The sequence below is a fragment of the Comamonas badia DSM 17552 genome, from assembly GCF_000484635.1.
Lineage (GTDB): Bacteria > Pseudomonadota > Gammaproteobacteria > Burkholderiales > Burkholderiaceae_C > Comamonas_C > Comamonas_C badia.
The window spans coordinates 39,556-60,574 of the sequence record NZ_AXVM01000003.1 but is presented as its reverse complement, the minus strand read 5'-3'; the positions used below and the strand labels follow the sequence as shown (position 1 = coordinate 60,574).

General features: G+C 65.3%; 19 protein-coding genes. 12 read left to right on the top strand and 7 right to left on the bottom strand.

Going from position 1 to position 21,019, the window contains the following annotated elements:
* The first annotated feature begins 49 nt into the window (after window positions 1–49).
* The gene (xrtH, locus tag K320_RS0107175) at window positions 50–658 is read left to right on the top strand and encodes an exosortase H (RefSeq protein ID WP_024538155.1); all 609 of its coding nucleotides are present in this window, start codon (window positions 50–52) and stop codon (window positions 656–658) included.
* The gene (locus tag K320_RS0107170) at window positions 655–1,275 is read left to right on the top strand and encodes an exosortase H-associated membrane protein (protein WP_024538154.1); all 621 of its coding nucleotides are present in this window, start codon (window positions 655–657) and stop codon (window positions 1,273–1,275) included. Before xrtH ends, K320_RS0107170 begins: the two co-directional genes overlap by 4 nt.
* Before the next feature lie 17 nt (window positions 1,276–1,292).
* On the opposite strand, the gene K320_RS0107165 is transcribed toward K320_RS0107170, so the two are convergent.
* From K320_RS0107165 to K320_RS0107155, 3 genes are all read right to left on the bottom strand, one after another.
* Window positions 1,293–2,915, bottom strand: coding sequence for a SpoVR family protein (locus K320_RS0107165; protein WP_029695902.1), 1,623 nt, complete (start codon window positions 2,913–2,915; stop codon window positions 1,293–1,295).
* A 41-nt stretch (window positions 2,916–2,956) separates the two neighbouring features.
* Complete coding sequence (locus K320_RS0107160) at window positions 2,957–4,225, bottom strand: YeaH/YhbH family protein (RefSeq protein ID WP_024538152.1); 1,269 nt, start codon at window positions 4,223–4,225, stop codon at window positions 2,957–2,959.
* 77 nt (window positions 4,226–4,302) lie between these two features.
* Window positions 4,303–6,225, bottom strand: a complete 1,923-nt coding sequence (locus K320_RS0107155; protein WP_024538151.1) for a PrkA family serine protein kinase — start codon at window positions 6,223–6,225, stop codon at window positions 4,303–4,305.
* Between the two features lie 185 nt (window positions 6,226–6,410).
* On the opposite strand from K320_RS0107155, the gene K320_RS0107150 reads away from it, so the two are divergent.
* Window positions 6,411–7,376 carry a cation diffusion facilitator family transporter gene (locus K320_RS0107150; RefSeq protein WP_024538150.1) on the top strand — a complete coding sequence of 322 codons (966 nt, stop codon included), beginning with the start codon at window positions 6,411–6,413 and terminating at the stop codon, window positions 7,374–7,376.
* 30 nt (window positions 7,377–7,406) lie between these two features.
* Here the strand turns inward: K320_RS0107150 and phhA are convergent, their stop codons facing one another.
* The 3 genes from phhA to K320_RS0107135 all read right to left on the bottom strand — a co-directional run bounded on the left by phhA (window position 7,407) and on the right by K320_RS0107135 (window position 11,077).
* Complete coding sequence (gene phhA, locus K320_RS0107145) at window positions 7,407–8,237, bottom strand: phenylalanine 4-monooxygenase (RefSeq protein WP_024538149.1); 831 nt, start codon at window positions 8,235–8,237, stop codon at window positions 7,407–7,409.
* 1 nt (window position 8,238) lies between these two features.
* Window positions 8,239–9,354: a 4-hydroxyphenylpyruvate dioxygenase gene (gene hppD / locus K320_RS0107140; protein ID WP_024538148.1), complete on the bottom strand. Its 1,116-nt coding sequence runs from the start codon at window positions 9,352–9,354 to the stop codon at window positions 8,239–8,241.
* 67 nt (window positions 9,355–9,421) lie between these two features.
* Window positions 9,422–11,077: an EAL domain-containing protein gene (locus tag K320_RS0107135; RefSeq protein ID WP_084301194.1), complete on the bottom strand. Its 1,656-nt coding sequence runs from the start codon at window positions 11,075–11,077 to the stop codon at window positions 9,422–9,424.
* Between the two features lie 161 nt (window positions 11,078–11,238).
* Here K320_RS0107135 and K320_RS0107130 point away from each other — a divergent pair, with 161 nt between their 5' ends.
* From K320_RS0107130 to fabB, 6 genes are all read left to right on the top strand, one after another.
* Window positions 11,239–11,721, top strand: coding sequence for an Lrp/AsnC family transcriptional regulator (locus K320_RS0107130; protein WP_024538146.1), 483 nt, complete (start codon window positions 11,239–11,241; stop codon window positions 11,719–11,721).
* 52 nt (window positions 11,722–11,773) lie between these two features.
* Complete coding sequence (locus K320_RS0107125; protein ID WP_024538145.1) at window positions 11,774–12,667, top strand: HlyC/CorC family transporter; 894 nt, start codon at window positions 11,774–11,776, stop codon at window positions 12,665–12,667.
* On the top strand, window positions 12,664–14,193 hold the full coding sequence (lnt, locus tag K320_RS0107120) for an apolipoprotein N-acyltransferase (protein WP_024538144.1): 1,530 nt from the start codon (window positions 12,664–12,666) through the stop codon (window positions 14,191–14,193). Before K320_RS0107125 ends, lnt begins: the two co-directional genes overlap by 4 nt.
* 183 nt (window positions 14,194–14,376) lie before the next feature.
* Entirely contained in the window at window positions 14,377–15,264 is an 888-nt protein-coding gene (locus tag K320_RS18365) for a porin (protein ID WP_169730040.1), read from the top strand.
* A gap of 173 nt (window positions 15,265–15,437) precedes the next feature.
* Window positions 15,438–15,959, top strand: a complete 522-nt coding sequence (fabA, locus tag K320_RS0107110; RefSeq protein WP_024538142.1) for a 3-hydroxyacyl-[acyl-carrier-protein] dehydratase FabA — start codon at window positions 15,438–15,440, stop codon at window positions 15,957–15,959.
* Complete coding sequence (gene fabB, locus K320_RS0107105) at window positions 15,956–17,176, top strand: beta-ketoacyl-ACP synthase I (RefSeq protein ID WP_024538141.1); 1,221 nt, start codon at window positions 15,956–15,958, stop codon at window positions 17,174–17,176. The genes fabA and fabB overlap by 4 nt, the downstream gene beginning before the upstream one ends.
* A gap of 11 nt (window positions 17,177–17,187) precedes the next feature.
* Here the strand turns inward: fabB and K320_RS0107100 are convergent, their stop codons facing one another.
* Window positions 17,188–17,778 carry a hemerythrin domain-containing protein gene (locus K320_RS0107100; RefSeq protein ID WP_024538140.1) on the bottom strand — a complete coding sequence of 197 codons (591 nt, stop codon included), beginning with the start codon at window positions 17,776–17,778 and terminating at the stop codon, window positions 17,188–17,190.
* Window positions 17,779–18,011: 233 nt separating this feature from the next.
* Between K320_RS0107100 and pstS the strand changes: the two genes are divergently transcribed.
* From pstS to pstA, 3 genes are all read left to right on the top strand, one after another.
* Window positions 18,012–19,040 carry a phosphate ABC transporter substrate-binding protein PstS gene (gene pstS / locus K320_RS0107095; RefSeq protein ID WP_245593841.1) on the top strand — a complete coding sequence of 343 codons (1,029 nt, stop codon included), beginning with the start codon at window positions 18,012–18,014 and terminating at the stop codon, window positions 19,038–19,040.
* Between the two features lie 127 nt (window positions 19,041–19,167).
* The gene (gene pstC / locus K320_RS0107090; RefSeq protein ID WP_024538138.1) at window positions 19,168–20,139 is read left to right on the top strand and encodes a phosphate ABC transporter permease subunit PstC; all 972 of its coding nucleotides are present in this window, start codon (window positions 19,168–19,170) and stop codon (window positions 20,137–20,139) included.
* Entirely contained in the window at window positions 20,136–21,017 is an 882-nt protein-coding gene (pstA, locus tag K320_RS0107085) for a phosphate ABC transporter permease PstA (RefSeq protein WP_024538137.1), read from the top strand. Before pstC ends, pstA begins: the two co-directional genes overlap by 4 nt.
* The last annotated feature ends 2 nt before the right edge of the window (window positions 21,018–21,019 follow it).

Below are 21,019 nucleotides of genomic sequence, written 5' to 3'. Positions count from 1 at the left end.
GCCGGATATACAGTACGCACATCCTTCCGCCGATCGCCACAGGCGTTGCATGCTGCGTTTTTTTCTGCTGTTTCTGGGCATTCAGCTATCGCTCTTCCTGGTGAACATGCTCAACTGGGTGCAGTTGCATGTGGTGCTGCCGTGGACGGCACTGCTGGCGCGCATCAGCGCCGGGCTCGTCACCTGGTTTGATGCCAGCGCGGCGGCGCAGGGCAAGGTGCTGTGGAACACGACGACCGGGTTTGGTGTGTCGATAGAACCGGGCTGCAACGGCATAGAGGCGTGCATCGTGCTGTGCGCCGCCATATTGGCATTTCCTGCCCGCTGGCGCAGCAAGCTCGTGGGGCTGTTGGTCGGCTGCGTGGCGGTGCAGGCGCTCAACGTGGTGCGCGTGATCAGCCTGTTCTACATCGGACAGTGGAACACCGCCGCCTTCAACTTTGCCCATGAATTTCTCTGGCAGGGCCTGATCATGCTGGACGTGCTCATCGTCTGGCTGCTCTGGGTGCGCCGCACCACGCGGGACGATGACCGCGGCGACGACCCGCCGCCGCCGAAAGACCCGCCTGCCGCCCCGCCCCGGCGCCCTGTGGGGGCGCGAGGACAGGGGGTTGTGAGCAGTTCCCCTGATCTTTCATTGCCGCAGGCCCGCGCATGAAGGTCCGTCCCGCTGCGAAACGCAACCCCGTGCTGCGCTTTGCACTGGTTGCCGCGGCCAGCACCATCGTTCTGACTTTTGCGTGGCTGCGGGTTTCACCTTGGCTCTCCTGGCCGGTGGCATCGATTTCGCATGTCGTGATGGAGCAGGCCACGCCATTGTGGACGCGCAGCGTGCGCAAGGCGCCGGGCCTCATCGAGGTGGACACGGCGGTTTCGGTGAAAGACCCTCGGACGGGTCGCACGGGCGAGGTGGTACTGGAAGCCGACCCGGGGCGCTATGCCTACGGCTTGCCCATCTTCTGGGCGCTGCTGCTGGCGGCATGGATCACGCACCGCATGCCGGGCCGCCTTTCCCGGGCGCTGCTGGGCTATGTCTTGCTGCTGCCGGTCCAGGCTTTCAGCCTGGTGGCCTATCTGTGGATGCAGCTCGCGGGGGCGGCGGGGTACAGCGCACGGACGCTGTTCATAGGCCAGTGGCAGCTGGAAGCCATTGTCTATGCCTACCAGTTCGGGGTGCTGGTGCTGCCCACGCTGGCGCCGGTGCTGATCTGGCTGCTGCTGGATCGGCAATTTTTCAACGAGGTCATCGTTCCCGGTTGGAAACGCCGGCATTGAACGGCTGGGTTGTGTGGCTACCGCCCCGCCGGCAGCGCGTGCAGGATGACCGGATGCTCGCCATCGGCATCCGCACTCTCCAGCTTCACGCCAAAGCCCCAGAGCCGCGAGACATGGCGCAGCACCTCCAGCGCATCGTCCGCCAGCGGCCGGCCCTGCACCTGGGTGTGGCGCAGGGTCAGCGTGCGGTCGCCGCGGCGGTCCACGTTCCAGACCTGGATGTTGGGCTCGCGCATGCCGATGTCGTACTGGCGTGACAGCGCCTGGCGCAGCGTGCGGTAGCCATCCTCGTCGTGGATGGCGCTCACCAGCAGTTCCTTTTCCCGGGTGTCGTCGTGGATGGCGAAGAGGCGCATCTCGCGCATCAGGTGCGGGCTCAGGTACTGGCCGATGAAGCTCTCGTCCTTGAAATTGCGCATGGCGTGGTGCAGCGCGGGCAGCCAGGGCGTGCCCGCCAGTTCGGGGAACCAGCGCCGGTCTTCCTCGGTGGGCTGCTCGCAGATGCGCCGGATGTCGCGGTACATCGCAAAGCCCAGCGCGTAGGGGTTGATGCCGCTGTACGCGGGGTGTCCGACCGGCGGCTGATAGACCACGTTGGTGTGCGACGAGAGCCATTCCAGCATTACCGCGTCGGTCAGCCAGCCGTCATCGTAGAGCTGATTCATCAAGGTGTAGTGCCAGAAGGTGGCCCAGCCCTCGTTCATCACCTGGGTCTGGCGCTGCGGGTAGAAATACTGCGCGATCTTGCGCACGATGCGGATCACCTCGCGCTGCCAGGGTTCGAGCAGCGGTGCGTTTTTTTCGATGAAGTAGAGGATGTTTTCCTGCGGCTCGCTCGGAAAGCGCTCCTGCGCCGCTTCGGCCGTCGTTTTTTCCGGTGCGGCAGGCAGCGTGCGCCAGAGTTCGTTGACCTGCTGCTGCGCATGCGCCTGGCGCTCGCGCTGCTCGGCCTGTTCGCGCGCCAGCGACTTGCGCGAGGGTCGCTGGTAGCGGTCCACGCCCACGGTGGCCAGCGCGTGGCAGGAGTCAAGCAATTGCTCCACCGCCTCGTAGCCGTGGCGCTCCTCGCACTGCGCGACGTAGTCGCGGGCGTAGACCAGGTAGTCGATGATCGAGCCCGCATCGGTCCACATGCGGAACAGGTAGTTGCTCTTGAAGAAGCTGTTGTGCCCGTAGGCGGCATGCGCGATCACCAGCGCCTGCATCGCGGTGGTGTTCTCTTCCATCAGATAGGCGATGCAGGGGTTGGAGTTGATGACGATCTCGTAGGCCAGGCCCATGTGCCCGCGCCGGTAGCGCCGCTCGGTCGCGAGAAACTCCTTGCCATAGCTCCAGTGGCGGTAGTTCACCGGCATGCCGACGCTGGCGTAGGCGTCCATCATCTGCTCGGCGCTGATGATTTCGAGCTGGTTGGGGTAGGTGTCCAGACCGAAGCGCTCGGCAGTGGCGGCGATTGCCGCGTGGTAGCGTTCGATCAGTTCGAAGGTCCAGTCACTCGGGTCGGGCAGCGGCGCGCCGGGACGCTGCTCCATCGGCAGCGGTGCGTCCGGCACCAGAGGATGGCGCCGCTCGCCGGTGGAAGGCAGCTTCCAGGCGTTGTCGCCGTGGCGCCGCTCCAGCACCGGGTAGTGCGTCGGCATCTGCGACGGGTGCTCGGGCGGCGGAAAGGTCATGGCCGTGCTCATGCCTGCACCCCTTCCTTGCGAAACAGCTCGCGAAAGACCGGATAGATCTCGCTCGCCTGTGCCACCTTGCGCATCGCGAATTCCGGATGCGCGGCGAGCAGCTGGCTGTATTCCTGCCACAGGTTCTGCTCTTCCTCGGCCACCTGCAGGTAGGCGTAGTAGCGCACCAGCGGCAGGATCTTGTCTTCCAGCAGCGTGCGGCAGTTGCCGCTGTCGTTGCTGAAGTTGTCGCCGTCGCTCGCCTGCGCGACGTAGATGTTCCAGTCACCCGCCGGGTAGCGCGCGCGGATGATCTCTTCGAGCAAGACCAGTGCGCTGCTCACCACGGTGCCACCGCTTTCCTGCGAATAGAAAAATTCCTGCTCGTCCACCTCGGCGGCCTGCGTGTGGTGGCGGATGAAGACGATCTCCACCTGCCGGTAGTGGCGCGTGAGAAACAGGTGCAGCAGGATGAAGAAGCGCTTGGCCAGATCCTTGCGCTCCTCATCCATGGAGCCGGAGACATCCATCACGCAGAACATCACGGCGCGGCTGAAGGGTTCGGGCACCTTCTGGTGCGCGCGAAAGCGCAGGTCTATGGGGTCGAGCCAGGGGGTCTTGCGGATGCGCTTTTCCAGCCGCGCGATGTGTTCGCGCAGGTCGGCGGCTTCGGTTTCGTCATGCTCCGGTTGAAGCAGCAGCACGGCAAGCGCATCCTTGAGCCGGTCGAGCTCACGCTGCGGACCACGCGTGAGCGCAATGCGCCGCCCGAGCGCGCCGCGCATGCTGCGCACGATCGCGAGGTTGTTGGGCGTACCGTCCTGGCTGTAGCCCGAGCGGCGCAACTTGTACGTCGGGTTCTCGGCGATGTGGGTGCGCAGCAGGCGCGGCAGCGCCAGGTCTTCGAAAAACAGCTGCATGAACTCTTCGCGCGTGAGGGTGAAGATGAAGTCGTCCTGCCCCTCGCCGCTGTCGCTCGCCTGCGAACCTCCACTCCCGCCACCGCCTTCGGGGCGCTCGATGCGGTCGCCTGTCACGTATTCGCGGTTGCCCGGGTGCACGGTGTCGCGCACGCCGCCCTGGCCGTGGCGGAAGATCGGCTCGCTGATGTCCTTCTTCGGAATCGTGACGTTCTCGGCCTGGTCGATCTCGCGGATGCCGCGCGTGGAGATGGCGCGGCGCACCGCCTCGGTGATCTGCTGCCTGTAGCGGCGGATGAAACGCTCGCGGTTGCCCACCGACTTGTTCTTGCCGGAGAGCCTGCGGTCGATGATCTGCACTGCCATCTGTGCTCCCTTCGGGAGGTTGAGCGTTGGGCGTTGAGCGAGGGTGGCTTTCACGCAAAACGCTCAACGCCCAGCGCTCAACTGCTTTTCCGCACCCGCAGGTACCATTCGCAGAGCAGGCGCACCTGCTTTTGCGTGTAGCCCTTGGCCACCATGCGGGTGACGAAATCCTCGTGCTTGCGGGCGTCCTCGGTGCTGGCCTTGGCGTTGAAGCTGATCACAGGCAGCAGCTCCTCGGTATTGGAGAACATTTTTTTCTCGATCACCAGGCGCAGCTTCTCGTAGCTGGTCCACGCCGGGTTCTTGCCCTGGTTGTTGGCGCGCGCGCGCAGCACGAAGTTGACGATCTCGTTGCGAAAGTCCTTGGGGTTGGCGATGCCGGCGGGCTTTTCGATCTTCTCCAGCTCGGCGTTCAGCGCGTTGCGGTCGAACACCTCGCCGGTGTCGGTGTCGCGGTATTCGCTGTCCTGGATCCAGTAGTCGGCGTAGGTGACGTAGCGGTCGAAGATGTTCTGGCCGTACTCACTGTAGCTCTCAAGATACGCGGTCTGGATCTCCTTGCCGATGAACTCGGCGTAGCGCGGCGAGAGGTATTCCTTGATGAAGCCGATGTACTTCGTCTCCGCTTCGCCGGCAAACTGCTCGCGCTGGATCTGCTGCTCCAGCACGTACATCAGGTGCACCGGGTTGGCCGCGACCTCGGTACTGTCGTAGTTGAAGACCTTGGAGAGGATCTTGAAGGCAAAGCGCGTGGAAATGCCGCTCATGCCTTCATCCACCCCGGCGTAGTCGCGGTATTCCTGGTAGCTCTTGGCGCGCGGGTCGGTGTCTTTCAGGTTCTGGCCGTCGTAGACCTTCATCTTGCTGTAGAGGCTGGAATTCTCGGGTTCGTGCAGGCGCGTGAGCACCGAGAACTGTGCCATCATTTTGAGCGTGCCCGGCGCGCACACCGCCTGCGCAAGCGACGATTCCCGTATCAATTTTTCGTAGATCTTGATCTCTTCGGAGACGCGCAGGCAGTAGGGCACCTTGACGATGTAGATGCGGTCGAGAAAGGCCTCGTTGTTCTTGTTGTTGCGAAACGCCTTCCACTCGCTCTCGTTGCTGTGCGCGAGCACGATGCCGTCGAACGGTATCGCGCCAAAGCCCTCGGTGCCCTTGTAGTTGCCTTCCTGCGTGGCGGTGAGCAGCGGGTGCAGCACCTTGATCGGGGCCTTGAACATCTCGACGAATTCGAGCAGCCCCTGGTTGGCCAGGCACAGGCCGCCGGAGTAGCTGTAGGCGTCGGTGTCGTCCTGGGCAAAATTTTCCAGCTGGCGGATATCGACCTTGCCCACCAGGCTGGAGATGTCCTGGTTGTTCTCGTCGCCCGGCTCGGTCTTGGCGATGCCGATCTGCTTGAGCACATTGGGGTAGCGCTTGACGACGCGAAACTTGCGGATGTCGCCGCCGAATTCTTCCAGGCGCTTGACGGCCCAGGGCGAGAGCACGCGTTGCAGGTAGCGCTGCGGAATGCCGAACTGCTCCTGCAGGATGGGCCCGTCTTCCTGCGGATCAAACAGGCCCAGCGGCGATTCGTTCACCGGCGAACCCTTGAGCGCGTAGAACGGCACCTTCTGCATCAGCGCCTTCAGGCGCTCGGCGATCGAGCTCTTGCCGCCGCCCACGGGACCCAGCAGGTAGAGGATCTGCTTGCGCTCTTCCAGCCCCTGCGCCGCGTGGCGAAAGAAGCTCACCACCTGTTCAATGGCATCTTCCATGCCGTAGAACTCGGCAAAGGCCGGGTAGCGGCGGATCACCTTGTTGGCGAACAGGCGCGAAAGCGTCGGATCGTCGCGCGTGTCGACCATCGTGGGCTCGCCGATCGCCGCCAGCATGCGCTCGGAAGCCGTGGCATGGGCGCCAGGATCGCGCCCGCACAGTTGCAGATAGTCGTCGATCGACATCTCCTCTTCACGTTCGCGTGCGTAGCGTGCGGCGAAGTTGCTGATGGCGTCCATATGACCTCCTGTGACAAACCCTTCTTTTGGGAGTCGGGCCGCGCTGCAAAGTTGCAGCGCCATGGGTGCGTTGTAGCACCAACTGCGTGCGCCCGACGGGGCAATAGCGCACTTCGCAACACTCTTTTTCCAGGATCGCCCAGGGTCGCCCAATGCGTGTTACGGTCTGTCCTTTCCCTGTTCCCATGCTTCAGACGTCGCCCGTACCCAGAGCCATCGACCGGATCACGCCGCGCCGCTGGCTGCAGGTCTCCGTCGTGGTCGCCGTGCTCACCATCGTCCTCAAGACGCTGGCGTGGTGGGTCACCGGTTCCGTCAGTCTGCTGTCGGATGCGCTGGAATCGTTCGTGAACCTGGCGGGCGCCATGTTCGCCCTCGCGATGGTTACCGTCGCTGCGCGCCCGGCCGATGCCGAGCATCCGTTCGGGCACCACAAGGCCGAATATTTTTCCTCGGGCTTTGAAGGCATTCTGGTGGTCGGCGCGGCGGTGGCCATCGTCTGGGCCGCCATCGTCCGGCTCATGCATCCGCAGCCGCTGGAGCAGCTTTCCTGGGGCCTGGGCCTGTCGGTGATCAGCTCGGTGTTCAATGGCCTGCTCGCCTGGGGCATGCTGCGTGCGGCGCGGTCGCGCCGCTCGGTCGCGCTGGAGGGTGATGCGCGCCATCTGTTCACCGATGTGTGGACCTCCGCCGGCGTGGTGCTGGGCCTGTTGCTCGCGGGTGCCACGGGATGGCACTGGCTGGACCCGGTGGTGGCGCTGGCCGTGGCGCTCAACATCCTGAAGGAAGGCGGCTCGCTGGTGTGGCAGGCCTCGCAGGGGCTGATGGACGAGGCGCTGTCGCCCGAATTGCTGGCGCGGGTTCAGGCGGCGCTGGAGCGGCATGCCCAGGCGAGCCAGGGTGCCGTCCGGTTTGACAACCTGGGGTCTCGTCGCGCAGGCAGCCGCAGTTTCGTGCAGCTGCACATGCATGTGCCCGAGGGCTGGACCCTGGGGCATGCCGCGGCGCAGCGCGCCGCGGTCGAGGCCGAGCTGATGGCCGCCGTGCCGGGACTGGTGGCGGTCATCGAGCTGCTGCCCGCAGGCGCCAGCACGGTATTCGAGCAAACAGAAGGCGAAGGCGCCCCTCCGGGGCTTGCGTCCCAAGGCTGACGCGGCTGCGGCGCGGTGCGCCGCGCAGGCTCATCCGCCGGCGGCATTGGCCGCGAACTCGGGCATGCCCTGCATCTGCGCATACAGCGGCGTGAAGTCCCGGGCTGTCATTTCGAACAGCTGCTCGAAGCTGTCGATCACGAAGTAGGTCTGCTGGTAGCTGTCGATCTTGTAGCGCGTGCGCATGGTGCGCAGAAGGTCGAGCGGCCGGCGCTGCGGCTCGGGGCTTTGCACCGAATAAGGCAGCTCGCCCGCCGAGCTCAGGATACCGGCGCCATAGGCCCGCAGATTCCCGGCTTCACGGATCAGGCCAAATTCAATCGTGTACCAGTACAGGCGCGAGAGCATCTCGCACGAACCCAGGCGAGCCGCCTTCAGACCGCCTTCGCCGTAGTTCTGCATGTAGTCCGCGATGTGCGGGTTGAACAGCATGGGCACGTGGCCGTAGAGGTCGTGGAACACGTCGGGCTCGACGATGTATTCGAACTCCTCGGGCTTGCGGATCCAGTCGGTGACCGGGAATTTGCGGTGGGCCAGCAGCGAGAAGAAGGGTTCTTCCGGAATCAGGCCGGGCACCGCGACGAGCTCCCAGCGCGTGGCCTTGTGGAGCTGTTCGTTGATGTCGTCAAAACGCGGGATGCGTTCCTTGGCGCCCAGACGCGGCAGGGCGTCGATGAAGGCCTGGCTGGCCAGCCCCGGCAATTGCGCGCTCTGGCGCTCGTACAGACGCCGGTAGGTGTCGTGATCCTGCTCGGTGTACGCAGCCCAGTCCTGCGCGCAGGTGTAGTCGTCATTGGCGCGGGCGTAGTCGCCGCGCGGCGGGCGCGTGCCCTCGCCATAGACCACGGGTTGGACGGCCATCTCAGGCCTCCTTGCCGCCGACCACGCCGCGCTGCACCTGGTCGCGCTCGATCGATTCGAACAGTGCCTTGAAATTGCCCTCGCCAAAGCCCTCGTCGCCCTTGCGCTGGATGAATTCGAAGAACACCGGGCCCATGATGGGGGTGGAGAAAATCTGCAGCAGCAGGCGCGGCTGGCCGTCGGCGGTGGTGCCGTCCAGCAGGATGCCGCGCGATTGCAGCTCGGCCACCGGCTGGCCATGGCCGGGCAGGCGCGTGGCCAGCATGTCGTAATAGGCCTGGTTGGGCGCGGGCGGCGTGGGCACGCCGGCCATCTGCAGGCGGTCCACCACCTCGATCAGGTTGTCGCAGCTCATCGCGATGTGCTGTATGCCTTCGCCGTTGAACTGCATCAGGAATTCTTCGATCTGGCCGCCGCCCTGGCGCGCTTCCTCGTTCAGCGGGATGCGGATTTTGCCGTCGGGCGCGGTCATGGCCTTCGATGTAAGGCCGGTGTATTCGCCCTTGATGTCGAAATAGCGGATTTCCCGGAAGTTGAACAAGTGCTCGTAGTACCTGGCCCAGAAGCCCATGCGCCCGCGATACACGTTGTGCGTGAGGTGGTCGATTTCCCTGAGGCCGTGGCCGCGTGGATGCGGGTCGGCGCCGGGCAGCCATTCAAAGTCGATGTCGTAAATCGTCTCGCCGTCGCGGAAGCGGTCAATCAGGTACAGCGGCGCGCCGCCTATGCCCTTGATCGCCGGCAGGCGCAGTTCCATCGGGCCGGTGGGGATGTCTATGGGCTGCGCGCCCAGCTCCAGCGCGCGCTTGTAGGCATACGGTGCGTTTTCCACCCGGAACGCCATGCCGCAGGGGGACGGCCCGTGCTCGGAGGCAAAGTAGGCGGCCTGGCTGCTCTTTTCGCGGTTCAGGATGAAGTTGATGCCGCCCTGGCGGTACAGCACCACGTCCTTGGAGCGGTGCCTGGCCACGGGGCTGAACCCGAGCTTTTCAAACAGGGGCTCGATGACGCCGGCGGTGGGTGAGGCGAACTCGACGAACTCGAAGCCCATCAGCCCCATGGGGTTTTCGCGGCTGGCGGTTTCGTGGATGGTGCTGGCGGGCATGGCGGCGGTCATGACGGGTGTCTCCTGTCTGCGTGAAGAAATGAATGCCGTGTACTGTAGGTGCGTGTTGGCTCAGGATTCAGGTGAATTTTTTATCAATCGTGCAGTTTTCCGCAGGAATCTTGTCCGGCAGGGCGTCCCGCAGATACTGCCGGAAGGCGCTCAGCGGCAGCGGCCGGGCGTAGAAATAGCCTTGGGCGTACTGCACACCGTGGGCGCGCAGCTGTTCCACCTGGCGCAGGTTCTCCACCCCTTCGGCGATCAGCTGCGCGCCTATGGCGTGGGCGATGCCCACGATCTCGGGGATCAGGCTGGAGCGGATGGAGGCATCCTCCATGTCATAGACGAAGGATTTATCGATCTTCAGGTAGTTCGGCGCGATGCGCTTGATGCTGCCCAGGTTGGAATATCCGGTGCCGAAATCGTCCACCGACACTTGGTAGCCCGCGGCGCGGCATTGGTCCACTTCGGCGATCACGTTGCGGTCGTAGTTGTATTCCGTCACTTCCAGGTCGATTTGGATGCCGGCCTCGGCGATCCGGTGCTGCAGTGGTGCCAGCAGCGCGTGGATCTCGGCGAAGCGGATGTTCTGCGGGAACAGGTTGAATGCCACCTTGAAGCCGCCCGGCGGCAGCGTGCAGGTCAGCAGCTCGGCCAGGCCCTGGCGCATCACGCTGGCGTCGAGCTGCCAGGTCAGGCCGCCCCGCATGATGGCGGGGATGGTGGTGTCGGGCATCAGCGTCTCGGCGCCGTCCTGGATGCGCATCAGCACCTCGCAGCCCACCGGCCTGCCGGTGTGGATGTCCACGATGGGCTGGTACACGCAGCGCAGGTGGGTCGGGTCGAGCAGCGTGCGGATGCGCGCGTTCAGCGAGCCCAGATGCAGCAGGCGCTGCAGTGCCACCACGCCCGACAGGACGCCCAGCAGCGCGGAAAATCCCAGCAGCATCAGCAGGGTCGGTGCCTGCTCGTGCAGCGCATGGGCCAGCGGGGTGTGGGTCTGCGCGGCGATCCGGCTGCGAAGCGAGAGGCTTGTGCCCACGAACGTCCCTTCGCGCCAGGCGTAGTAGGCCTGCGGCTGCCCGGTCGCTGCCAGTGCGTCGCGTTGCAGCAGCGTGCGCAGGGCCGCGGGCGGCTGCGGCTTCTCCGGGCCTACCGGGGTGACGCTGCCGTCAGTTTCGAGAAACCAGAGCATCTGGGCGCCCCGCCGGTAGAGATCGCCCAGGACAAAGGGGTCGATTACCACGTTGAAGCGGCCTTGCCAGGCGATCGTCGCTGGCAGCCGTTCGCCGCCGACACGGGTGGGCATGTCGAATATGAATTGGCGCGTGCGGCCGTCGGGCAGGCGCAGCGTGTGCAGCTTTTCAGGCGGCGGCAGATACGGGCGTTCCCAGCGTCCGAAGCCGGTGGTGCAGAAAACGGCGCCATGCTCGCTGAGCAGCCCGATGTCGCGCAGGAACCGGGTTTCGAACAACAGGTTGCGCAGCTCCACCAGGTGGGTGGTCGTGCAGTCGGGAGCGTACTTTTCGTTCAGCCGGTCGAGCAGGCTGCCGGCTTCCTCGGCGACGGCATCGAGGCGTTCCACCAGCGCGGCCTGAGACGTGGCGATGGCCTGCAGTTGCACCCGAGCCACGAGGGCCAGCGTTCCCAGCATGCCGAGCAGGAACACTCCCATGCCGATTCCGGTGGCGTAGGGCCTGGCGTGACCGCTCAGGTGCTTGCGAATCCGGTTCATTGCGTGAGCCGCCTCTGTGTCGGTGGTACGGTGCGGGAGCGGTCATCCCGGGCGTGGCTGCGACAGTGCATCTTGCGGCATTGTGCGCCAGACACCCCGGATTGCGCAGGATTGCGGTAGGCATGGATCGAGATTGCCGATTTTTCATAAAATCCTGCGCCATGATTGGCTCCGGCACACTCGACAAGCTTGATCTGGCCATCCTGCGCCGTTTGCAGGAGAACGGCCGCGAAACCTATGACCTGATAGGTGAGCAGGTAGGCCTGTCCCCCAGCGCCGTGCTGCGCCGTGTCAAGCGCCTGGAGGAGAGCGGCACGATTGCGCGCTACGTGGCGCTGGTGCGCCCCGAGGCCGTGGGCCTGGGACTCACGGCCTACCTCAACGTGCGGCTCGAAAAGAACACCGAGACGCACAAGCGCAATCCCATGGACGTCTTTCGCGCCGCGGTGCAGAGCTGGCCCGAGGTGGTGGAGTGCGCATCGCTCACCGGCGAGATGGACTACCTGCTGCGCGTGGTGGTGCGCGACATGGCGCACTACAGCCGCTTCGTGATGGAAACCCTGCTCAAGCACCCGAGCGTGCAGGATTGCAAGACCAGCTTCGTGCTCGATACCGTCAAGAGCACGACGGCGATGCCGGTGTAGCGTGCCGGCCGATCCGCTATCCTTGTCTTCCCATCGACTTTTGCACGCCCACGTGTCCGACCCCAACCCTGCGCAGGCTCCTGAAAAGGACGACAAGCGCACGCTGCTGCAGCGCCTGGTGGAATTTCTCCACCCCCGCCCCGAAACCACCGACGAGCTGATTGCCACGCTGGCCGAGGCGGAGGACAACGCGGTCATCCACACCGATTCGCGCGTCATGCTCGAACGCGTGCTGCAGATGGCGGAGATGACGGCGGCGGACATCCTCGTGGCCGCGCCGCGCATGGACGTGCTGGACATAGACACCGACCGCGAAGCCTTGGTGATGCAGGTCATCCGCACCGCGCATTCGCGCTTTCCGGTGGTGCAGGGCGCGCGCGACAACATCGTCGGCATTCTGCTGGCCAAGGACCTGCTCAAGCTGCAGCGCTCGCCCGATCTCAATCTGCGTACGCTGGTGCGCCCGGCGCTGTTCGTGCCCGAGAACAAGGATTTGCAGGCGCTGCTGCGCGAGTTCCGCGCCACGCGCAACCACATGGCCATCGTGGTGGACGAGTTTGGCCGCACCGCGGGTCTCGTCACTTTCGAGGATGTGATCGAGCAGATCGTCGGCGAGATCGAGGATGAGTTCGATACCGAGGACGAGCCCGAGGGCGACATCTTCGCGCTGGCCGACGACAGCTGGCGTGTGAGCGGCGACACGCCGATCGAACGCGTGGCCGAGAGTTTCGAGTGCGAGGTCAAGGGCTCCGATCCGGATGAGGCGTTCGACACCATCGGCGGCCTGATCGCGCACGAGCTCGGCCATATGCCGCGCCGGGGTGAATCGCTGCGGCTTGGCGGCCTGCTGTTCACCGTGCTGCACAACAAGGGTGGGGCGGTGCGCTGGTTCAAGGTCACGCGTGTCGCCGAGGACGCGGCAGCCGACGCAGCGCAGGACGGATGAAGGCGCTGCTCGCGGCGCTGCTGGCCGGATTGGCGCAGGCGGCATCGATCGCCCTCCCTGGCAGCGGCGCGCCCTCGTGGTGGCTGCAGATCGCCTCGCTGGCGCTGCTGGTACATCTGCTGCGCACGGCGCCGGGCTGGTGCGCCGCCGCCCTGCGCGGCTGGGTGTTTGCGACGGCCTGGCTGACGGGTGTGTTCTGGTGGCTGTTCATCTCCATGCACACCTACGGCGGCCTGGCGGCGCCGCTGGCGGCACTGGCGGTGCTGGGGCTGGCGATTTTTCTTGGCAGCTATTACGCCGTGGTTTCTGGCTATTTTCATGCTGTAGCGCCCGCCCATAAAGCGCTGGCAGCTCTTGTTTTTGCATTCTTGTGGCTGCTGGCGGAGCTGGCGCGGGGGCAGTGGTGGACGGGCTTTCCCTGGGGGGCGGGCGGCTATGCGCAGATTGATGGCCCGCTGGCCCGGCTGGCGCCCACGGTGGGGGTGTATGGCATCACCGCGGCGGCGGCGGGGCTGGCCGCACTGCTGGCACGGGTGCGGGCAGCCGATGCGCGCCGGCCGCGCTGGTGGGGCGGCGTCGCGGTCGTGGCGCTGCTCTGGCAGCTGGCCGGGTGGGTCCAGAACGCGATGGACGCGCGCATCGAGGTGCATGCACCGATCACGCTGGCACTGCTGCAGGGCAATATTCCGCAGGACGAAAAATTTCAGCCCGGCAGCGGGGTGCCGCTGGCGCTGGCCTGGTATGGCGAGCACATCCGTTCGGCCACGGCGCAGCTGGTGGTGGCGCCCGAGACCGCGATCCCGCTGCTGCCACAGGAACTGGAGCCCGGCTATCTGGAGGGTGTGACGGCGCGCTACCGTGAAGGCCAACAGGCCTTGCTCGTGGGCATTGCGCTCGGCAATCCGAATGCGGGCTACACCAATTCCGTGCTCGGCTTTGCCGCCGGCCGGCAGGCGCCGTATGAGTACGACAAGCACCATCTGGTGCCGTTCGGCGAGTTCATCCCGCCGTTCTTTCGCTGGTTCACCGAGCTCATGCACATTCCGCTCGGAGACTTCAACCGGGGGGCCGTGGGCCAGTCGCCGTTGGCGTGGGCGGGCGAGCGCATTGCTCCCAACATCTGCTACGAGGATCTTTTCGGCGAAGAACTGGCGCGGCGCTTTCTTGATCCGGCGCTGGCGCCGACGATCATGGTCAATTTCAGCAACATCGGCTGGTTTGGCGACACGGTGGCGATCGCGCAGCACCTGTCCATCAGCCGCATGCGCACGCTGGAATTCCAGCGGCCTATGGTGCGCGCGACCAACACGGGAGCGACGGCCGTCGTTGACCATCGCGGCCGTGTGACCGCGCGGTTGCCCTCCATGACACGGGCGGTGCTCGGCTCGGCGGTAGAGGGGGTGTCGGGTGGCGCCACGTTCTATGCCCGTTGGGCCGGGCGCTGGGGTCTGGCGCCGCTGTGGGCGCTGGGCCTGGTCGCGGCGCTGGCCGCCTGGGGTTCGCGCCGCCGCGGCAAGGCGCCGTAGTTCGCTTGCGCCAGCCGCACGCGGGCGCAGGTGTGAGGAAAAAACCACGCCCGGGATGCAGCTTGCATGTGATAGGCATCGGCTAATGGGCGGCGATCGTTATTCGGCAATAGAATAACCATTGATAATTTGTAACTGGAGAACCCGATGCAGTACCGTCATGCCCTGAGCACACTTGCCGTCTTGGCCGCAGCCATCACCAGCAGCGCGGCATTTGCCCAATCCAACGTCACGCTGTATGGCATTGCGGACGCAGCGATGGGCAAGGTCGCCGGTGGAAAGTTCGGCATGATCAGCGGCAGCGGCCTGATGGCCAACACCCCCAGCCGCGTCGGCGTGCGCGGAACCGAAGATCTGGGCGGCGGTCTGAAGGTAGGCTTCCAACTGGAGACCGGCATCAACCTGAAGGACGGTGCGCAGCAGAGCATAGGCCCGACATTCTGGGGTCGCCAGTCGCACATGTGGCTGTCCGGCGGCTGGGGTACCTTCGACATGGGCCGCACGTTCGCACCGACGTTCTCGGCGATCTCCGCGTGGGAGCTGACGAGCATGGCCAACTATTCGGCGGTTCGCAAAACCTATGGAGACATCGGCGGATCGCGCAACAGCAACCAGTTCAGCTACTCCACGCCCAATTTCAGCGGATTGACGGCAACCGGTGGGTACATCCTCAAGAACGACAATGCCGGCAAGGCCAAATGGGATGTCAACGTCATCTACCGCCAGGGGCCGTTGACCGCCTCGCTGGGTGTCAACAAGCAGCAGACCGAAAAAACCGGTTACGTCGTCGGCGGCCGTTACAACTTTGGCAACTATGCCATCGTGGCCTCTTACAGCGACAACCACGGCAAGCGCGCTGGACTCTCGATCGGCGGGCAAATGCGTCTGAACGCCTGGACCCTGACGGCCGACCTGGTTCGTGACACCAAGAACAACGTGGCCCCCAAGAAGTACACCAATGGCCTCTTGGAAGCCAAATACGCGTTGTCCAAGCGCACGTTCATGTACGCGGCCTACCTGCGTCTTGATGGCGGCAACAACTACGGCCTGGGCCTGCGCCACAACTTCTGACGGCAAGCGAGATCGATGGCATGGCGCCAGTACCGGGCCATGCGCCTGAAGGAGTGCGGGACGCAAGTGGCTTGGGTGGGGTGGCTACTACACTAGTGGCTCTGCGAGACGGATGCAAGCGCAGATAATCTGCGATTGACCATTGCACCGCGTATACGCCCCTCAGAATTACCATGGCCGAATCCTTCTCATACGACCAGCTCATCGCCTCGGGCGAAGGGCGTCTCTTTGGCCCCGATGCCGGACGCCTGCCGCTGCCGCCGATGCTGATGTTCGACCGCATCACGCATATCGACAACGAAGGCGGCGTGCACAACCAGGGGAAAATCGTGGCCGAGCTGGACGTGCGGCCCGACCTCTGGTTCTTCGACTGCCATTTCCGCGGCGATCCGGTGATGCCGGGCTGCCTCGGGCTGGACGCGATGTGGCAGCTCATTGGCTTCTACCTCACCTGGCTGCGACTGCCGGGGCGTGGCCGTGCGTTGGGCGCGGGCGAGGTGAAGTTCACCGGCGAGGTCGGTCCCGACGTGAAGCTGGTCACCTACGAGATCGACATCAAGCGGGTGATCAAGCGCAAGCTGAACATGGCGATCGGCGATGCGCGCCTGCTGGCCGACGGCAAGGAAATTTACGCCGCCCACGATCTGCGCGTCGGCTTGTTTCTGCGCAACGGAGGCGACAAGGACGCAGCATGAACAAAAAGCGCGTGGTGATCACCGGCGCGGGCATTGTCTCGTGCATTGGCAACGATCTGGCGACGGTCGAGGCCGCGCTGCGCGAGGGCCGCTCGGGTATCAAGGCGGCGCCCCAGTTCGCCGAACTGGGCCTGCGCAGCCAGGTCGCCGGCGCGCCCGAGATCGACCTCGAAGCGCGCATCGACCGCAAGCGGCTGCGCTTCATGGGCGATGCCGCGGCCTACGCCCAGATCGCGCTGGAAGACGCGATCAAGCAAGCAGGCCTCGCGCCCGGGCAGATCAGCCACCCGCGCACCGGCCTCATCATGGGCTCGGGCGGCGGCTCGCCGGCCAACCAGATCGAAGCCGCCGACACCCTGCGCAGCAAGGGCATTCGCCGCGTCGGGCCCTACCAGGTCACGCGCTGCATGGGCTCGACGGTGTCGGCCAACCTGGCGACCAACTTCCGCATCAAGGGCATCAACTACTCCATCACCTCGGCCTGCTCCACCTCGGCGCACTGCATCGGCGCGGCGGCGCAGCAGATCGCCTGGGGCACGCAGGATGTGATGTTCGCCGGTGGCGGCGAGGAGCTGTCCTGGGGCCTGGCGCTGCTGTTCGACGGCATGGGCGCCATGTCCAGCAAGTACAACGCCACGCCCGACAAGGCCTCGCGCCCGTATGACCTCAACCGCGACGGCTTCGTCATCGCCGGCGGCGGCGGCGCGCTGGTGCTGGAGAGCCTGGAGCACGCCGAGCAGCGCGGTGCGGCCATCCTGGCCGAGGTGGTGGGTTTCGGCATCTCTTCCGACGGCGAGGACATGGTGGCCCCGTCCGGCGACGGCGCCGTGGCCTGCATGCGCCAGGCCATCGAGGGCCTGGCCGAGCCGATCGACTACATCAACACCCACGGCACCTCCACCCCGGTGGGCGACGTGCCCGAACTGCACGCCATCCGCAAGGTGTTCGGCAGCCGCATCCCGCCGTTTTCCAGCACCAAGTCGCTGGCCGGCCACTCGCAGGGCGCCACCGGCGTGCAAGAAGCCATTTTCAGCCTGATCATGCTGATGAAGGGCTTCATCGCCGGCTCGGCCAACGTCGAGACGCCCGACCCGGCCGTCGGCGACATGCCGCTGGTGACCCAGGCGCGCGAGGCCACGCTGCGCCAGGTGCTGTCCAACAGCTTCGGCTTTGGCGGCACCAACGCCTGCCTGGTGCTGCGCCGCTGGGGCGGCTGAGCGGGGCCGGTTCAACCCTCGGTTTCGCCGAGGCCGATCGGGCTCGGCGCGATGCGTACGATGCGGTGAAACAGCCGCTCGTACTCGGGTGAGAGTTCGGCACCCTTCGCCAGTGGGTCGCGGTTCCTGGCAAACGCGGCATCGATGGCGACCCAGTCATCGGCGGTGAAGACCTTGAGCGCAGCGGGGATGATCAGGGTTTCTTCCAGCCGCATGTGTTCCAGGTAGAAAGTGATGTAGCTGGTGAGGTTCTTGGTGAACACCTCGCGCCGCCCCTCGCCCATCAACTCCCAGGCCAGCAGCTGGTGCTGCAGCTCGCGCACCGCGCGCTCGCCGTTGGCGTGCTCGCGTTCCAGATGCTGAAGCACCTGAGCATGCTCCGACATGCGCTCCAGCACCGGCTTGAACAGCAGCTCGGTTTCCTTGGGGTGGTGCTCTTTTTCCGGCACCTCGTCGATGTAGAACAGCATCGCCCGCATGGCGTCGAAAAACGGCTGCGGGTCATCTCCCGGGCCGCGCTGCAGCATCAGGCGCAGCGAGCGCAGTACGGCGGCGATGGAAAAGTGTTCTTCGCGAATGATGCGCAGGGCGGTCGATTCCATGGTCAGGCCCCAAAGGATTTTTACAGGCTGCGAGCGTGACAGCATCGATGGCCGGCGTCCATGATCCAGGTCAAGAAGCGCTTGCATTGCATTGGCTGCGACCGGATGCGCCAGCGCCTGGTGTCCGCGTCTGCATGCTGGGGCCGCCGCCGTCATGACGCTGTCACAAAGCGCTTCTAGAGTAGGCAGCGTTGTTCAACTCTGCACGCTTCGTGCTTTTCATGATGCAATCGATGCGACTGATTCTGGTTTGGGCCATGGCGACGGCCGGGATGGCTTCTCCGGCACTGGCACAGCAGGAGGCCACCGGCGCTGGCGCGAGTTTCCCGGCGCCGCTGTACGCCAAGTGGGCGGCGGATTACCACAAGGCCACGGGCGTGAAGATCAATTACCAATCCGTGGGCTCGGGCGCGGGCCTGCGCCAGATCGAGGCCAAGACGGTGGATTTTGGCGCGTCCGATGCGCCGCTCAAGGACGCAGACCTGGCCGCCAAGGGTCTGGTGCAATTTCCCACGGTGATTGGCGGCGTGGTACCCGTGGTCAACATCAAGGGCATTGCCCCGGGGCAACTCAAGCTCAGCGGCCCCGTGCTGGGGGACATCTATCTGGGCAAGATCACCAAGTGGAATGACGCGGCGATTACCGCGCTCAACCCCGGGGTCGCCCTGCCCGATGCCGATATCGCCCCCGTGCGCCGCGCCGATGGCTCGGGCACGAGTTTCATCTTCACCAATTACCTGAGCAAGGTGAATGCCGAGTGGAAAGCCAAGGTGGGTGAGGGCACGGCGGTGAACTGGCCGCTGGGCGCGGGCGGCAAGGGCAATGAAGGCGTGGCGGCGTTCGTGGGCCGCCTGGCGAATTCGATCGGCTACGTCGAGTACGCCTACGTCAAGCAGAACAGGATGACCTTCGTGCAGATGCAAAACGCCGAAGGCCAGTTCGTCGCGCCGGAGGACGAGGCATTCAAGGCCGCGGCTGCCGGTGCCGACTGGAACAAGAGCTTCTACCAGATTCTGACCAATCAAGGTGGCAAGGCCGCCTGGCCCATCACCGGCGCCACCTTCATCCTGATGCACAAGGTGCAGGACAAGCCGCAGCAGGCGGCCACCGCGCTTCAATTCTTCGAATGGGCCTACAAGGGCGGCGACAAGACGGCGGCCGATCTGGACTACGTGCCCATGCCCGAAACGGTAAAGGGGCAGATCGCCAAGTCCTGGGGGCAGATTGTGGACGGTGCGGGCAAGCCGATTGAACTGAAATAATCGAGCGCTTGTTGCTTCCCCGCCTCCACCCCCTCCCGCGCGCGGGAGAGGGCGGGGGCGGCTCCTCGCCATGCATCAAAGAAGCCCGACTGTGTCCACTACCTTGACTTCCGCGGCGCCGTCCCGGGTGCAGCCGGTGCGCCCGCCTGGGTCGCGCCCCTGGCTGCCCGCGCAGTGGGCGGATCGTTTGTTTGCGCTCTCGGCCCGTGGCGCCGCGCTGCTGACCCTGGCGCTGCTGCTGGGCGTGCTGGTCTCGCTCGTCATCGGCGCCTGGCCTTCCATCGCGCATTACGGCCTGGGCTTTTTGACCAGCGCCACCTGGGACCCGGTGCAGAACGATTACGGCGGCCTGGTGATGATCTACGGCACGCTGATGACCTCGGCCATCGCCCTGGTGATCGCGGTGCCGGTGAGCTTCGGCATCGCGCTGTTCCTGACCGAACTCTCGCCCGCCTGGCTCAAGCGTCCGCTGGGCACGGCCATCGAGCTGCTGGCCGCCGTGCCGTCCATCGTCTATGGCATGTGGGGGCTGATGGTGTTCGGCCCCATCCTGGCCGCCTGGGTGCAGCAGCCGCTGCAGGCGCTGTTCAAGGGCGTGCCCTTGCTGGGTGCGCTGGTGTCCGGCCCGCCGGTGGGCATCGGCATTTTGTCGGCGGGCATCATTCTGGCGATCATGGTGATCCCCTTCATCGCCTCGGTCATGCGCGACGTGTTCGAGGTCACGCCCGCGCTGCTCAAGGAATCGGCCTACGGCCTGGGGGCGACCACCTGGGAGGTGGTGTGGAAGGTGGTGCTGCCCTACACCAAGACGGGCGTGCTCGGCGGCGTGATGCTGGGCCTGGGCCGCGCGCTGGGCGAGACCATGGCCGTGACCTTCGTCATCGGCAACATGAACCAGCTGAACTCGCTCTCGTTGTTCGAGGCCGCCAACAGCATCACCTCGGCGCTGGCCAATGAATTCGCCGAGGCCGGCGAGGGCCTGCACCAGGCCTCGCTGATCTACCTGGGGTTGGTGCTGTTTGGCATCACCTTTATCGTGCTGTCGCTGTCCAAGCTGCTGCTGAGCCGCCTGCAAAAGGGCGAGGGAGCGCGCGCATGACGACCTCGCAAAAACTCATTTCGGCCGCCGAACTGGCGCGCACCCGCCAGGCCCGCTTTGCGGCGCGCAAGCGGATGAACCAGATCGCGCTGGCCCTGTCGCTCGCCGCCATGGCCTTCGGCGTGTTCTGGCTGGTGTGGATTTTGTGGGAGACGATACGCCTTGGCATCGGCGGCCTGTCGCTGTCGCTGTTCACCGAGATGACGCCGCCGCCCAACGACGCTGGCGGCTTGGCCAATGCGATCTGGGGCTCGTTCATCATGGTGCTGCTCGCGACCTTCGTCGGCACGCCGATCGGCATCCTCGCCGGCGTCTATCTGGCCGAATACGGGCGCCAGGGCGCTCTCGCGGCCAGCACGCGCTTTGTCAACGACATCCTGCTGTCCGCGCCCTCCATCGTGCTGGGCCTGTTCGTCTACACCGTGGTGGTGGCGCGTTTCAAGAGCTTCTCCGGCTGGGCGGGCGCTCTGGCGCTGGCGCTGATCGTCATTCCGGTGGTGATCCGCACGACGGAAAACATGCTGCTGCTGGTGCCCGCCAGCCTGCGCGAAGCCGCCTACGCCCTGGGAGCGCCCAAGTGGAAGGTCATCACCCTGGTGACGCTGCGGGCCGCGCGCGCCGGGGTCATCACCGGCGTGCTGCTGGCCGTGGCGCGCATTGCGGGCGAGACGGCACCGCTGTTGTTCACGTCGCTGAACAACCAGTTCTGGAACGGCGACCTGGACAAGCCCATGGCCAGTCTGCCGGTGACCATCTTCAAATTTGCCATGAGCCCGTACGAGAACTGGCAGCAGCTCGCCTGGGCCGCCGTCTTCCTCATCACCGCCGCGGTGCTGGGCCTGAACATCCTGGCGCGCGTGCTGACACGCCAAAAATGACA